Raw genomic sequence first — 13,507 nt, forward strand, 5'->3', positions numbered from 1 at the left:
CAGACCTTTCGACGACGCCTTGTCGACGACGCCTTGCCAAATTCGTTATATGATATAATCAATTCGGCAACCCGTCGGGAGGAAACCCATGCCGAAGCTGAAGCTGCCCAACATCGACGATGTCGTCGCCATCGACATCCACACCCACGCCGAGGAGCCCTGCGGCTGCCACCCCGACGACGGCTATGACGATTTCCAGGCGCAGATGGCGGAATACTTCAAGTCGCCGAACAAGCATCCGCCGACGGTGCCGGAGACCGCGGCCTATTACCGCTCCAAGAACATCGCCGCGGTGATCTTCCCGGTTGATGCCGAGCGCGAGACCGGCTTCCGCCGCTACAACAATTACGAGATGATCGAGGCCGCTTCCGACCATCTCGACGTCCTCATCCCCTTCGTCTCGATCGACCCGCACAAGGGCAAGCTCGGCGCGCGCGAGGCGCGCAAGCTGATCGAGGAATACGGGGTGCGCGGCTTCAAATTCCACCCGACCATGCAGGGCTTCTACGCCAACGACCGCATGGCCTATCCGCTCTACGAAGAGATCAACAATGGCGGCGCGGTCGCGCTGTTCCACACCGGCCAGACCGGCGTCGGCTCGGGCATGCCCGGCGGCATGGGGATGCGGCTGAAATATTCCAACCCGATGTACATGGACGACGTCGCGGCTGATTTCCCCGACCTCAAGATCATCCTCGCCCACCCCTCCTTCCCCTGGCAGGAAGAGGCGCTGTCGGTCGCGACCCACAAGCCGAACGTCTATATCGACCTGTCCGGCTGGTCGCCGAAGTACTTCCCGCCGATCCTGGTGCGCTACATCAACTCGATTCTGCAGGACAAGATGCTGTTCGGCTCGGACTGGCCGGTGATCACGCCCGACCGCTGGCTGTCGGACTTCGCCAAGATCGAGATCCGCGACGAGATCCGGCCGAAGGTGCTCAAGGCCAACGCGCGAAAACTGCTGGGGATCTGAAGCGCTTCTCATCAGCGCCGCGCATGAGGGCTTCGGGTGACCGAAGCCCTCATGCGAAAAACCTCAGATCTGAGCGAGGCCTCCGTCGACGAACACTTCGCTGCCGGTCATGAAGCTGCTGTCCGACGAAGCCAGGAACGCGGCGACCGCGCCCGTCTCCGACGGGGCTGCCACGCGGCCGAGCGGCGTCGTGCTTCCAAGCGCGTCGAAGGCTTCCTCTCCGACGATCTCCAGTGCCAGCTCCGTCTTGGTCGGCCCCGGCGACAGCACATTGACGCGGATGCCGGTGCCGCGCAGATCCTGCGCCCAACTCCGCGCCAGATTGCGAACCGCGGCCTTGGTCGCGCTGTAGATGCTGAACTGCGGCGTCCCCATCACGCCCGTGCTCGAACCGGTCAGGATGATCGACGATCCCTTCGTCATCAGGGGCAGGGCCTTCTGCACCGTGAAAACCAGTCCCTTCACATTGACGTCGAAGATGTGATCGTAATGCTCGACCGTGATCTCGCCGAGCGGGGCGAATAGTCCGGTGCCGGCATTGGCGAACAGAATGTCGAGCCCGCCGCGTTCTTTCTTCACCGTCTCATAGAGCCGGTCGAGGTCGGCCAGATCCGTCACCGAGCCCCTGACGGCGCGCGCCGAGGATCCGAGCTTCGCCACGGCGGCGTCGAGTTGCTCCTGCCGCCGCCCGAAGATGTAGACGAACGCGCCTTCGTCGATGAACCGTTTCGCCGCTCCAAATCCGATGCCGGTGCCGCCGCCGGTCACCACTGCCGTCTTGCCTTGTAGTCTGCTCATGATGTGCTCCTTCACTGAGGTTGCACTGAGCTGGCGGCATACCCACCTATCGACAAGTATGCACCTTTTGGTAAGTACCCAAAAAAATGTCAGACACGACTTTCCCGCCTGCGCAGTCTCCAACACCGGTCCAGAGCTGCACGCCGACTCTGCCCGGCTTCACCTGCGGCTTAGATGCAACCTTGCGGGTCGTCGCCGGCAAGTGGAAGCCGCTGATCCTGTACTTCGTCGCCCAGGACGGCCCGACCCGCTACGGCGAGCTCCGCCGCGCCATCCGCGACGTCAGCGACAAGGTACTGATCCAGCAGTTGAAGGAGCTGGAGGCTGACGGTCTCGTGAAGCGGACCGACTACAGGGAAGTGCCCCCGCGGGTCGACTACAGCCTCACTCCCTTGGGTCACAGCCTGGCCCAGGCTCTCGTGCCGCTCTGCACGTGGGGCACCGAGCACATGGCGGAGGTCAGCCAGGTCTTCGCCGAGCGCGCGACCTGGACGCGGCGAGGACGTCAGCCGACTGGCTAGCTTGAATGGTTGCATCGAACGCCATGCAACCTCTACCTCTGCGTCTGCTTCCTCTTAAAACGGTTGTTCAGACAGTTGGCTGGCGAACAATATTTGCGGTGTTTTGCAAAAGCCGAACCGTCCATGGCGCAACTGCCGGTGGGGCATTGTCCGTTGTCAGAGCTCATCTTGGCTGCTGGACTGTGCACCTGAGCCCTCGCTTCGACCGCAAACACCAGCGGAAACATTACAACAAAAAGAACTGCAAGAATCCTCGACATCACCCGGCCCCTCGTTTCAGTGTCAAGTCAGACTTTACCCAAGAATTTGACTGAGAAAGAAAGCAAATCGATCATTGAGAGCATGCGCCTTGCGCCTCGACCGTTGAACGACTCCATCCATTTGAGCCGATGCGAGTTCAAAACGCGACTGCGCCGACAACAGCCCAAACACAAGCAAATTTCATTTTTCTCCGCCTTGGTGATTCAGCACGTCGGCTGCCGACTGCACCAGATCTTGGCTCTCTGCGGGTCCATCTGCTGAATGGCCCTTGCATAGCATCCCGTGATGGGGCCCATGCATTTCTGGTAGGTGCCGTTAGATAGAGCCGCATCAGCGCGCGTGACGGCGGAGGACGAAGAGGGTCTTGCTTCGCGGTGCTGCAGCTCTGGCTTTTTCTTTGCTTCAGGCAACGCTCCCTTCTTCTCGCACTCATTCTCGTCGTTCAGGACGTAGCCCTTGCGGCAGGTGATTTTCGTGCAGCGGTCCCCCTCTGCGCGGTAGCCGTTCTCGCAAGTCAGCGGACAGATTCGCCCGCCCTTGTTTCTGACGGCGTCCAGCGCGTCGGTAGTGGCGACGCTCACATTCAGTTTCATGCCAGCGTGCTTGTTGAAGAGGTCGAGGGCTTTCTGCGAGGGCTCACCCCAAACGCCGTCGACAACGCCCACATTGCATCCCACGCGACGTAGCTCGGCTTGCAGCGCGCGAGCTGTGTCGGCACTGATCTGCTCCGTCTCGACGGGAGGTGGTAGAGCAGCGACTTGCTGGTTCTTTTCTCGCGAGGCATTCTCTCGAGTTGCGAGTTCCCGCGCCGCGTTCTCCTGGGCTGTCAGACGAGCTCTTTCAGCCGCAGCAGCCTTGTCCTGCTCGACCTGCTTGACCTTCTCGGCAGCGATGCGGGCCTCTTCAGCTGCCTTGGCAGCCGCAGCTGCTTTTTCTATCTCGAACTGTCTTGCACCTTCTGCGGCAAGTCGAACCCTCTCCTGCTCCGCTAGCCTCGCCTTTTCAGCGGCAGCTGCCCGCGCCTCTTCTGCAGCGATTTTTTTCGCGTGCGCTCTCGCAAGGTTGGCATAGAAACCATCCGGATATTGAGACAGAAAGGCTTCCCAGCCATCGCGGGTGCCGAGTTGCAGCGCCAGTTCGTAGTCCCTTCGGATTGCCGTCTGCGGATCCGCCTGCGGTCCTGTTGGTGACGGCGCCGCCACTGCCGGGACAAGCGATAGATCATCGCCTCCAAGTGAGCCGTAGAGGTATGGCTCTTGCCTGTTGGCGGTAGACTTCAAAACTTCGTCGCGGACGTAACCAAAAGCCTTTCGCAGATCCAGGCCCGGCTTGGTGACGTGGTGAACCATCGCCGCCGTGAACGGACTATTCTTGCCGTCACCATCCAGCGCTGTTGAACCTGCCTTCGATGCGAAGGCAATCAGGGTGTTGGGGCCTGACGGTTCTACCTTTGCGAGGCCGCGCCCAATCGCCCTGGAAGCGAGGGTCCGCTTCATCACCTTCGAGAACGGGCTGTCACGGCATGCGTCAAGAACCACCAGCCGCAGCTTTTTCGCAGGCTCGATAGCGACCAACACCCGATCCAGCGACATTGCCTCGTCATAAATGTCAGTGTCACGTTCGAGGACAGCATCGATCGGGACGAGATAATTGACCCCATCAACCTCGATGCCGTGACCTGCATAGTAAACGACCGCAACCTCGGCATCGCGGGACTGTTCGATAAAGTCCCGCAGCGCCCGCCTCATATCGGCTACTTTCAGGTCATGACGCAGGTCGACAAGATCGAAGCCGGCAGCCTTCAAGGTTTCCGCCACGAGCGCAGCGTCGCTGGAGGGATTGCCGAGCCGGGCGACCTTTTCATAAGCCGAGTTACCGATCACCAGCGCCACGCGACGCTCGGCCTGCGCCGAACCGCAGGTCAGCCAGATGAAAAAGAATAATGAAAACCAGCGAAGAGCGCCCATCGTAGGCCCCGATCAAAGTGTGCGCAGCCTACGTCGAGCCTGATGAAAGGCAAGCATTGGCTCTGTGATGCTGATCACACTTCGATGCCGTGCCTGCAGTTTGGCAAACTTCCGCTGTGCCTTGGTAAGCTGACGACAACGCGTACTCCCCCAAGCGGAGTTCTTGTGCCCACAACGATCCTGGAAGGACAGCCGATGACCATCAAAGCCGTCGTCTTCGACGCCTACGGAACGCTCTACGACATCCAGTCGGTGGCCGAGGTCACCGAGGATGCGTTTCCCGGCTATGGCGAGATCATCACGCAGGTCTGGCGCATCAAGCAGCTCGAATACACCTGGTTGCGCTCGCTGATGCAGCGCTACCAGGATTTCACCGCGGTCACCCGCGACTCGCTGGCCTATACGCTGCGCGTGCTCGGGCTGGCCTATGAGAGCGAGGCGTTCGAGCGCGTCATCGAGAAATATCTGCATCTCGACCTCTATCCGGACGCGACAAGCGCGCTTGCAGCGCTCAAGCCGCGTAAGCTCGCTATCCTCTCCAACGGCAGCCCGGACATGCTGAATGCACTGGTGCGCAATTCCGGCCTCGATCGTCTGCTCGATGCCACCATCAGCGTCGATGCCAAGAAGATCTTCAAGCCGAGCCCGGAGGCCTACTTGCTGATCGGGGAAGTGCTCGGCACCGCACCGAGCGAGACTCTGTTCGTGTCCTCCAACCCCTGGGACGTGGCGGGCGCGAAAGCGTTCGGGCTGAACGTCGCCTGGATCGAGCGGGTGACACCGGAAGCCATGGCGCTGGCTTGCGTCGAGAACGAACTCATGGCACCGCTGACGATGTTTAGGGCGATCCGCACCCAGATGGACGAGCTTGGTTTCGCACCGGATCATCGTGTCCGGGCGCTCTCCGAGCTGCCAATGATTGCTTAGGCATCGCCGCCCGCAAAGTCTGAAATGAGCTGCCCGGAATGAGCCTGGAATCCGTTCGCGCCTTTTTCGCCGAGAAAGCCCCCGACATCACAGTGATGGAATCGCCGATCAGCTCGGCCACGGTGCCGCTGGCGGCCGAAGCCTACGGGGTCGAGCCCGGAATGATTGCCAAGACGCTGAGCTTGCGCGTCGGCGAACGCGTGATTCTGATCGTCGCCGCCGGCACCTCGCGCATGGACAACAAGAAGGTCAAGGCGCAGTTTGGCGGCAAGCCGAAGATGCTGGGGCTGGAGGAGGTCGCCGACATCACCGGACACGAGGTCGGCGGCGTCTGCCCGTTCGGGCTGAAGTCGCCGCTGCCGATCTATTGCGACGTCTCCCTGAAGGCATTCGACGTCGTGGTCCCGGCCGCGGGCTCGACCCACAGCGCGGTGCGCATCACGCCCGACCGGATGGCCGAGCTGACCGCCGCCGAATGGGTCGATGTCTGCGAGGTCAGGCCGTAAGGCGGCACCGGATACGATCCCTGATGCATTTGCCGATCAGGGAGGCTAGCATGGCGCCGATGACCGACGACAAGGTGAAACGACGACTGACCACCGTGCTGTGCGCTGACGTGTACGGCTATTCTCGTCTCATGGAAGCAGACGAGACCGGAACGCTGGAGACGCTCCGCCGCTACCGCACCGCCATCGCGCGATTGGTCGAGCGCCATGACGGCCGCATCGTGAATACCTGGGGCGATGCCGTGATCGCCGAGTTCGCCAGCGTCGTCGAGGCCGTGCAATGCGCGGTCGAGATTCAGCAGGAAATCTCCAGTCAGGCCGCGGACGCGCCGCAGGCGAGCCCGATGCAGTTTCGCATCGGCATCAACCTCGGCGACGTCATGGTGGACGGCTCCGACATCTATGGCGACGGGGTCAATATCGCATCGCGGCTGCAAGAGCTCGCTGAGCCCGGCGGCGTCGTGATCTCGAGCTCCGTCTACGACCAGGTGCACAACAAATTGTCGGTTGGCTTCGACTGTCTCGGCCAGCGTCCCCTGAAGAACATCGCGCCCCTGACCAGCTATCGGCTGACCCTGGGTAGCCAAACGGCGGTGCCGGGAAGCGTCCCGATCGAGGCAAGCGCAGCGCCCTCAGAGCGAGCGCGTGCTCCGCGAATGGACAACAGGCGCGAGCTGTCTTCGGCGACGAATGTCGTCTCGGATTGGCTCGCAAAGCTGCCCCGCCCGCTGGCAGCGGCCCTCACGGTGTCGGCCTTCCTGATTCTGATCAATCTTTTCACTGGCAACAAGATCTGGTTCCATTGGCCGGTCGCAGCCATTCTCTTCGGTGTCGTCCTGCGGATGGTGCTTGGACAACCTGAATCGGACAGCAAGACCGAGCGCTGACCCGGCGGCACGACCGCATCGTCGCGCCTGGCGCTGCGCAATTTTCCGGATCCTGCTCTCTTCAGAGCCTAATCGTCGTAATCGTCATAGGGACGCTGCGGAGGTGGCGGCGGCGCATTGTTATAGCGCGGCGGCGGTGCGGCGCGATTGCGCGGGACCTGCTGCTGCGGCGGCATCTGGTTGTTGGACTGGAACACGGCGCGGCAGCCGCTCGACAGCTGCGGCGTGTTCTGCTGCAGGCAGGCGGTGATCCGGCTCACGTCCGGAATCTGGTCGCTGCACAGACGCCAGACGTCCGGCGTACATGCCATCTGCTGTTCCATGGTGCCGCGATATTCCTGGGCGCATGCAGCGCCCTGCGCGACGATGCCGCCGACCGCGAGCGCCACACCCAGCGCAATCCGCTCTGTTCGCATGTCCCGATCCTTCTCGATTCCCGTCGATTTTCATCAATCAATGAGGCAGGACCCGGTTCTGAACCAACAACAAAATGTGAAAATGGCTTCGGAACCCAATTCACCCTAAATATTCGGGTTGCCCGCAACGTCATCCCCTGCGCTGTTGTCCACTTGCCCGGGCGACATGCGGCGCCACGGTCCGTGGCACCGCCGCAACAGGGCCAGCGCAAACCGGCGGGCTTGCGCCTTTGGCCATAGGGCATTTCGCATAACGCCAAGAACCGCGGCGACGGCCCCGCTAGCAATTGCGCTGGAATGAGGGAATCCGTCGATGCCGACTGCAATACCGGCCTGTGCGCAAAACACCACAACGGCCGCCATCCTGCGTAACAGGCTGCTCGTGACTGCGGCGCTGGCGCCGCTGGTGCTTGCCGCGCTGCCCGTCCTTACAGCCGTCCCGGCGCTCGCGGCCTGCACTGTGGCCGGCACCGGCACGATTGGCGCGCTCAATTCGGGCGATGTCGCGACCTGCACCGGCCTCGGCAACACCGACCACATCAACGCCACCGGCGGCAGCAACGTCACGGTCAACGTCGGCGACGGTACCTTGACGTCGCTCCTGCCGGGCGCCGGGATTCCCGCGATCGTGTTCGACGGCACCATCGCTTCGCATGTCACCGTCAACGATCAGGCGACAGCTTCGACCTACAGCGGAGCCGTGCTGCTCTCCAACGGATCAAGCCACAACAATGTGACGATCGCGGCTGGCGGGATCGCGGAAGGTACGGGCAACGCCGAAGCGGCCATCGTCATCGACAATTCGAACAGCAATCTCGTCAACATTCGCGGGACGGTCGTCGGCACCGGAGGAAACACGACGGGACTGCGGATCAGCGGCACGTCCAGCGACAATGTCGTCCTTGTCTATCAGGGTGGATCGATCGGCGGCGGCCATACCGGCGTGCAGCTCATTGCCGGCGGCAATACCCTCATCAATGGCGGCACGATTTCGGGCGGCTTCTTCATCGCCATCCAGGGCTCTTCCGGCACCGACACTGTCCTCAATGCCGGAACCATCTCCGGCGGCGGCAGCGGAGCGATCGACCTGTCCGGAGGCGATGACCTGCTGGGCCTCGCCCCGGGCTCGACGATCACCGGAAATGTTCGCGGCGGGACCGGCACCGACACGCTGAACCTTGGCAGCAGCGGCAGCGCCTCGTTCGATCTCGGCAATCTCGGAGCCGGCCTTCAATTCGACGAGTTCGAGCAACTGACAAAGACCGGCACCTCGGTCTGGACGCTGACCGGCACCACCGCCTTCAACGGAGCCACCACGGTGGACGCGGGCGGCCTGATCGTGAACGGCACGCTGCCATCGGTCGTCACCGTCAACGGCGGCTATCTCGGCGGCACCGGCACGGTCGGCGGCATCGTCGTCAACAATGGCGGCATGGTCGTTTCAGGCAATTCAATCGGGACCCTCAATGTCAGCGGCAACCTGACCTTCAACACCGGCTCGACCTTTCAGGTCGAGATCAATCCCGGCGGCCAGTCCGACAAGATCGCAGCGACCGGGACGGCGACACTCAATGGTGGCACGGTGCAGATCGTGCCGCTCGGCGCGGGCTTCCTCGCCAACACCCAATATACGATCCTGACCGCGACCGGCGGCGTCACCGGCACGTTCGCGACGCTCACGACCTCGGGCAGCCCGCTGGTCTCGGGGCAACTCAGCTACGATGCCAGCAATGTCTACTTCCTTCTGCAACAGATCGGCGGCTTCGGAACGCTGTCGGGCCTGACCCCGAACCAGACGGCGGTGGCCGGCGCGCTGGATCAGGCGCAGTCCGGCGGCGCATCCGGTCCGCTCGGCACCGCGATCAATACGCTCGCCGCGCTCAATACGTCAGGCATCAAGGCCGGCCTCGACGATCTCGCCGGGCAGATTCACGCCGACGGTCGCCGCTTCACCGCGGACCAGGCCGACATGTTCCAGAGCTTCATGTGGAACGCCGGCACGCAGTCGCGCGGCGAGAGCGTGCGGATGTCAGCCACAGCCTACGCCGAGGCGCCGGTGGACCCGATCGGCAAGGCGCTGCGGGGTCGCCGCGCTGCACCGGTGCAGAGCATCTGGTTCGGCGGCTACGGAAACTGGGACAAGGTGGCGGCGAGCAACATTGCTTTCGGGACCAGCACGGCCGTTGGCGGCGCGGCCCTCGGCGCCGATCTCTGGAACCTGCCGGGCTTCACGGCCGGCCTTGCGATCGGCGCATCGACCGGTCAGTTGCGCATGGCGGGCCGGGCCGACCGCATCGACGCCAATGCCGGTCATGCCGGCTTCTACGCACGCGGTGAAGCGGGAGGATTCAATCTCGCATCCGCCATCAGCTATTCCTTCGCGGCGCTGGAATCCTCCCGCACGATCTCGTTCCTGGGACAGACTGCAACGGCTTCCTCGCGGGCGAATACCTTTGCCGCGTCGTTCGGCATCGCACGTCCCTTCGAGACCGGATGGGGTTTTGCGGCCGAGCCGTTCGCCAAGGCCGACTGGTATTCAACGCGCCAGGGCAGCTTCTCCGAGACCGGCGCGCCCGGCGTCAATCAGCTGGTGCGCGCCGGCAGCTTCGACGTCGGCTACGGCACGGCCGGCTTGCGCACCCATCACCGCATGATGATGCCGAACGGTCACGCGGCGCAGTTCGGCGCGACCCTTGCCGTACGCCATGAGTTTTCCGGCAACGCAGCAACCATTACCGCTGCGCTCGAAGGCGCGCCCGGCATTCCGTTCGCGATCACCGGCGTCGAGCGCGCGCGCACGGTGGCGCTCACCGGTGCCGAGATCCGATGGGACCTCACGGCCGCGACATCGTTCAAGGCATCCTACGAGGGCGCGTTCGCGCCGGGATATGACCGGCATACCCTTCGGGGCGTTGTCCGCAGCGAATTCTAAAGCATGATCCGGAAAGTGCGCAGCGGTTTTCCGAAAGATCATGCTTAAACAGACAACTTGAAGCGAAGCCCTACTCCACCTTGCCGATCTTCTTCACCGCCGCGATCAGCCGCTTGCTGTCGGTCGCGACGAATTCGGCGAAGGCCGGCGCATCCTGATAGGCGACGAGGCTGCCCGAGGTTTCGAAGGCCTTGAGCACCTCGGGACTCGCCATCACCTGTGCCATCGCCTCGCGCAGGCGGGTCGCGATCGGCGCGGGAAGAGAGCTCTGTGCGAACAGCCCGGCCCAGATATACATCTCGACGTCCTTGTAGCCGAGCTCCTGGAAGGTCGGCACATCGGGAAAGCTCGCGATGCGCTGGGCGCCGCAATTGCCGAGCACGCGGAGCTTGCCGTCGTCGACCTGCGGCTTCAGCGTCCCCGGCGCGGCGGCGATCGCCTGCACGGTCCCACCGAGGATTGCGGTGAGCGCGGGACCCGCGCCACGGAACGGCACGTGCAGCAGCTTGATGCCGGCACTGTTGGCGAACATCTCCATCGCCACATGCAGCGTCCCGTAAGGGCCTGACGAGCCGTAGGTGATCTGACCCGGCCGCTTCTTCGCGTCCTCGACGAAATCCTGCGCCGTTTTCCATGGCGCGGAGGCCGGCACCGCCAGCAGCGTGGGATCGGCGAGCACGCGCGCGATCGGCATGAACTGCGAGACCTCGTAGGCGGCGGGACGGTCGAACAGCCGGTCGGCCTCGGGGAGCACCGCGAGCGAGGACAGCGTCATCAGCAGCGTGTAGCCATCGGGCTCGGCGCGTGCCGCCGCGGCATTGCCGACCGAGCCGCCGCCGCCTCCGGCACGGTTGTCGACGATGACGGCCTTGCCGAGGATCCGCTCCAGCGCCATCGCCACCGGCCGCGCGGCGAGATCGGCCTGTCCGCCCGCGGGAAACGGCACGATCATGGTGATGTTGCGGGCGGGGTAGGTTTGCGCAGAGGCCGGTCCGGGTAACGCAGCGCGCAGCAACGGCAGTGCAGCAGCGGCGCGCAGGACGTCGCGTCGATCCATGGCAGGTCCCTCTCCCGAATTTTCTTGTTTCGCACCCAGCCTAGCGCCGCGATCGGCAAGAACAAGATTTTTACGAAGCGTTAGCCATGTTCGGCCGAGCCCGGAACGCATGCCTGGAGCCGCTGTTGCCCTCTTGAGGGAGTTCGTGATGCCAAACATTGGAACCATCGATGTCGCCCTGGACGAGATGCTGGTGAATCTCGCCGCGATCGTTCTGCGGCTTGCAAGGCCCGAAGTGACGCGTACGCCGGAAGCGCGCCGCGCATTGGCGCAATCGGTCCATCAATATGCGGTTTGTGCGAAGCGTTCGAGAGACCCTCGCGTTCACGAATTGAAGTCGCAGCTGGAAGAAACGCTGAAGCCAAGCCTGCGTATCGTCGCGATCGACGGCGTGAAGGTGGCGTAGGCGAACACCGTCATTGATGCCGCCCGCTTTCCTACGACGCCTTGACCTTCCCGCGCGTCCGCCGCTTGCAGGTGCCCGGCAACTTGGCCGCGAGGAAATCGCCGAGGGCTTCGACGCGGGCGGGACGCGGGCCGCCGGGCGGCGTCACCAGGTGCACGGCGCCTTCGGCCTGCTTCCAATCCTTCAGGATCACTTCGACGGCGCCCGATGAGATCGCTTCGCCAACGATGAACTCGGGCAGCTCGGCGATGCCGAGGCCCGCAATCAGCGCCGGCATCACGGCTTCGCCGTTGTTGACGCGGAGCTGTCCACCCGGGCGCACGCTGGCCTGCTCGCCGGCGGAATTGGTGTAGTGCCAGATGTTGGGCGTCGACATATAGGCGTAGCTGAAGCATTTGTGCTCGGCCAGGTGCATCGGATGCGTCGGCCGGCCGTGCTTCTTCAGATAGGACGGCGCGGCCACGGTGAAACGCGGCATGGTGAAGAGCCGCCGCGCGATCAGCGAGGAGTCCGGCAGCCGCGCGATCCGCACCGCCATGTCAAAACCCTCGCCGATCAGGTCGACGGTCGCATCGCTCAAATGCAGATCGACCGAGACTTCCGGATAGGCCTCGAAGAACTCAGGCAGCAGCGGCGCCACCGCCTTGATGCCGAACGTCATGGGCACGGCGAGCCGCACCAGACCTCGCGGCGCCACCGATTGCGCCAGCGCCTCGTTCTCCGCCGCTTCGCCGTCGGTCAGCAGCCGCGTCGCACGCTCGGCGAGCTTGTGCCCGGCATCGGTCAGCGCAAGCCGGCGTGAGGTGCGGTTGAACAGCCGGGCGCCGAGCCGCTCCTCCAGCCGTGTCACCGCCTTGGACACCGTGGCCTTGGACATGACGAGCTCGCTCGCGGCCCCCGCAAACGACCGTAACTCCACAACTTTCGCAAAGATCGCGAGCGCCTCGAAATCAGGGAGTTTTGCCATCAGGGCTATCCAATCGGGGCATCTATGGAAACAATGCGTTTCAACAGTTTCTATTTCTATACCACAAGCGGAGGCTTATCCAAGGGTCAATCGCAAACCTACGCAATGGAGAAATCCAATGACCAAGAAGCTCTCAGGCAAGGTCGCCCTCGTCACCGGCGGTTCGCGCGGCATCGGCGCGGCCTCTGCCCGCGCTCTCGCAGACCAAGGCGCGGATGTCGCCATCAGCTACGTGGCCTCGCCGGACAAGGCGGAAGCCGTCGTCACCGAGTTGAAGGCCAAGGGCGTCAGGGCCCGCGCTTTCAGGGCGGACCAGGCTTCCGCCAAGGACGTCGCGCAGCTCGTCAACGACGTCGCCAAGGAATTCGGCCATCTCGACATCCTCGTCAACAATGCCGGCGTTGCCGCTGGCGGTGGCATCGACGACGCAAATGCCGACACGGATGCCCTCGCCCGCCAGGATCAGGTCAACGTGCACGGCGTCATCGCGGCAATCCGCGCCGCCTCGCAGCTGATGGGTGAAGGCGGCCGCATCGTCACCGTCGGCTCGATGCTGGCCGACCGCGCCTCGTTTCCGGGTCTTGCCGACTACGTCGCCACCAAGGCCGCCGTGGTCGGCTACACCAAGGGCGCGGCACGCGACCTCGGACCGCGCGGCATCACCGTGAACGTGGTGCAGCCCGGCTCGATCGACACCGACATGAATCCGAAGGATGGCGGCGAGTTCGCCGAGAGCCAGCGCAAGCAGCACGCATTGCAACGCTTCGGCCGTCCGGAGGAAGTCGCCGCCGGCATCGTCTTCCTCGCAAGCCCGGACGCCTCCTTCGTCACTGGCACGGTGCTCAACGTCGACGGCGGGTTCGGCGCCTGATCGAGGCGCCAACCACCC

Annotated in this window: 13 protein-coding genes; 8 read left to right on the forward strand and 5 right to left on the reverse strand. The window is 63.6% G+C overall.

Annotation, left to right across the window (positions count from 1 at the left end):
• Window positions 1–88 precede the first annotated feature (88 nt).
• Window positions 89–973 (forward strand): 4-hydroxyphenyl-beta-ketoacyl-CoA hydrolase, encoded by an 885-nt coding sequence (locus GDN70_RS33655; protein ID WP_018321552.1) that lies wholly within the window; start codon window positions 89–91, stop codon window positions 971–973.
• A 63-nt stretch (window positions 974–1,036) separates the two neighbouring features.
• Here GDN70_RS33655 and GDN70_RS33660 read toward each other — a convergent pair whose 3' ends face one another.
• A complete protein-coding gene (locus GDN70_RS33660; RefSeq protein WP_028140078.1) occupies window positions 1,037–1,771 on the reverse strand; it encodes an SDR family NAD(P)-dependent oxidoreductase in 735 nt (244 codons plus the stop codon).
• Between the two features lie 149 nt (window positions 1,772–1,920).
• Between GDN70_RS33660 and GDN70_RS33665 the strand changes: the two genes are divergently transcribed.
• Complete coding sequence (locus GDN70_RS33665) at window positions 1,921–2,292, forward strand: helix-turn-helix domain-containing protein (protein ID WP_028140077.1); 372 nt, start codon at window positions 1,921–1,923, stop codon at window positions 2,290–2,292.
• Between the two features lie 464 nt (window positions 2,293–2,756).
• Here the strand turns inward: GDN70_RS33665 and GDN70_RS33670 are convergent, their stop codons facing one another.
• Window positions 2,757–4,520, reverse strand: coding sequence for a caspase family protein (locus tag GDN70_RS33670; protein ID WP_095424779.1), 1,764 nt, complete (start codon window positions 4,518–4,520; stop codon window positions 2,757–2,759).
• A gap of 195 nt (window positions 4,521–4,715) precedes the next feature.
• Here GDN70_RS33670 and GDN70_RS33675 point away from each other — a divergent pair, with 195 nt between their 5' ends.
• From GDN70_RS33675 to GDN70_RS33685, 3 genes are read left to right on the forward strand one after another with little or no spacing between them, the layout of a single operon-like run.
• Window positions 4,716–5,447 carry a haloacid dehalogenase type II gene (locus GDN70_RS33675; RefSeq protein WP_095424778.1) on the forward strand — a complete coding sequence of 244 codons (732 nt, stop codon included), beginning with the start codon at window positions 4,716–4,718 and terminating at the stop codon, window positions 5,445–5,447.
• 38 nt (window positions 5,448–5,485) lie between these two features.
• Window positions 5,486–5,953 carry a YbaK/EbsC family protein gene (locus tag GDN70_RS33680; RefSeq protein WP_028140075.1) on the forward strand — a complete coding sequence of 156 codons (468 nt, stop codon included), beginning with the start codon at window positions 5,486–5,488 and terminating at the stop codon, window positions 5,951–5,953.
• A 59-nt stretch (window positions 5,954–6,012) separates the two neighbouring features.
• The gene (locus tag GDN70_RS33685; RefSeq protein WP_152103768.1) at window positions 6,013–6,840 is read left to right on the forward strand and encodes an adenylate/guanylate cyclase domain-containing protein; all 828 of its coding nucleotides are present in this window, start codon (window positions 6,013–6,015) and stop codon (window positions 6,838–6,840) included.
• A 68-nt stretch (window positions 6,841–6,908) separates the two neighbouring features.
• Here GDN70_RS33685 and GDN70_RS33690 read toward each other — a convergent pair whose 3' ends face one another.
• Window positions 6,909–7,256 (reverse strand): hypothetical protein, encoded by a 348-nt coding sequence (locus tag GDN70_RS33690; protein ID WP_095424777.1) that lies wholly within the window; start codon window positions 7,254–7,256, stop codon window positions 6,909–6,911.
• 313 nt (window positions 7,257–7,569) lie between these two features.
• Between GDN70_RS33690 and GDN70_RS33695 the strand changes: the two genes are divergently transcribed.
• Window positions 7,570–10,188 carry an autotransporter domain-containing protein gene (locus tag GDN70_RS33695; RefSeq protein ID WP_152103590.1) on the forward strand — a complete coding sequence of 873 codons (2,619 nt, stop codon included), beginning with the start codon at window positions 7,570–7,572 and terminating at the stop codon, window positions 10,186–10,188.
• A gap of 70 nt (window positions 10,189–10,258) precedes the next feature.
• On the opposite strand, the gene GDN70_RS33700 is transcribed toward GDN70_RS33695, so the two are convergent.
• Window positions 10,259–11,245: a tripartite tricarboxylate transporter substrate binding protein gene (locus GDN70_RS33700; protein ID WP_028140072.1), complete on the reverse strand. Its 987-nt coding sequence runs from the start codon at window positions 11,243–11,245 to the stop codon at window positions 10,259–10,261.
• A gap of 148 nt (window positions 11,246–11,393) precedes the next feature.
• On the opposite strand from GDN70_RS33700, the gene GDN70_RS33705 reads away from it, so the two are divergent.
• On the forward strand, window positions 11,394–11,651 hold the full coding sequence (locus GDN70_RS33705) for a hypothetical protein (RefSeq protein WP_038947524.1): 258 nt from the start codon (window positions 11,394–11,396) through the stop codon (window positions 11,649–11,651).
• Window positions 11,652–11,682: 31 nt separating this feature from the next.
• Here the strand turns inward: GDN70_RS33705 and GDN70_RS33710 are convergent, their stop codons facing one another.
• The gene (locus GDN70_RS33710; protein ID WP_028140070.1) at window positions 11,683–12,618 is read right to left on the reverse strand and encodes a LysR family transcriptional regulator; all 936 of its coding nucleotides are present in this window, start codon (window positions 12,616–12,618) and stop codon (window positions 11,683–11,685) included.
• Between the two features lie 118 nt (window positions 12,619–12,736).
• Between GDN70_RS33710 and GDN70_RS33715 the strand changes: the two genes are divergently transcribed.
• The gene (locus tag GDN70_RS33715) at window positions 12,737–13,489 is read left to right on the forward strand and encodes an SDR family NAD(P)-dependent oxidoreductase (protein ID WP_152103591.1); all 753 of its coding nucleotides are present in this window, start codon (window positions 12,737–12,739) and stop codon (window positions 13,487–13,489) included.
• The last annotated feature ends 18 nt before the right edge of the window (window positions 13,490–13,507 follow it).

This window comes from Bradyrhizobium sp. TM102, assembly GCF_009176685.1.
Lineage (GTDB): Bacteria > Pseudomonadota > Alphaproteobacteria > Rhizobiales > Xanthobacteraceae > Bradyrhizobium > Bradyrhizobium ottawaense.

What these genes read in the sequence shown, in the direction of transcription:
- GDN70_RS33705 (WP_038947524.1), top strand. Translation starts at nt 11,394, where the DNA reads ATGCCAAACATTGGAACCATCGATGTCGCCCTGGACGAGATGCTGGTG.
- GDN70_RS33685 (WP_152103768.1), top strand. Translation starts at nt 6,013, where the DNA reads ATGACCGACGACAAGGTGAAACGACGACTGACCACCGTGCTGTGCGCT.
- GDN70_RS33680 (WP_028140075.1), top strand. Translation starts at nt 5,486, where the DNA reads ATGAGCCTGGAATCCGTTCGCGCCTTTTTCGCCGAGAAAGCCCCCGAC.
- GDN70_RS33670 (WP_095424779.1), bottom strand. Translation starts at nt 4,520, where the DNA reads ATGGGCGCTCTTCGCTGGTTTTCATTATTCTTTTTCATCTGGCTGACC.
- GDN70_RS33715 (WP_152103591.1), top strand. Translation starts at nt 12,737, where the DNA reads ATGACCAAGAAGCTCTCAGGCAAGGTCGCCCTCGTCACCGGCGGTTCG.
- GDN70_RS33660 (WP_028140078.1), bottom strand. Translation starts at nt 1,771, where the DNA reads ATGAGCAGACTACAAGGCAAGACGGCAGTGGTGACCGGCGGCGGCACC.
- GDN70_RS33700 (WP_028140072.1), bottom strand. Translation starts at nt 11,245, where the DNA reads ATGGATCGACGCGACGTCCTGCGCGCCGCTGCTGCACTGCCGTTGCTG.
- GDN70_RS33690 (WP_095424777.1), bottom strand. Translation starts at nt 7,256, where the DNA reads ATGCGAACAGAGCGGATTGCGCTGGGTGTGGCGCTCGCGGTCGGCGGC.
- GDN70_RS33655 (WP_018321552.1), top strand. Translation starts at nt 89, where the DNA reads ATGCCGAAGCTGAAGCTGCCCAACATCGACGATGTCGTCGCCATCGAC.
- GDN70_RS33710 (WP_028140070.1), bottom strand. Translation starts at nt 12,618, where the DNA reads ATGGCAAAACTCCCTGATTTCGAGGCGCTCGCGATCTTTGCGAAAGTT.
- GDN70_RS33695 (WP_152103590.1), top strand. Translation starts at nt 7,570, where the DNA reads ATGCCGACTGCAATACCGGCCTGTGCGCAAAACACCACAACGGCCGCC.
- GDN70_RS33675 (WP_095424778.1), top strand. Translation starts at nt 4,716, where the DNA reads ATGACCATCAAAGCCGTCGTCTTCGACGCCTACGGAACGCTCTACGAC.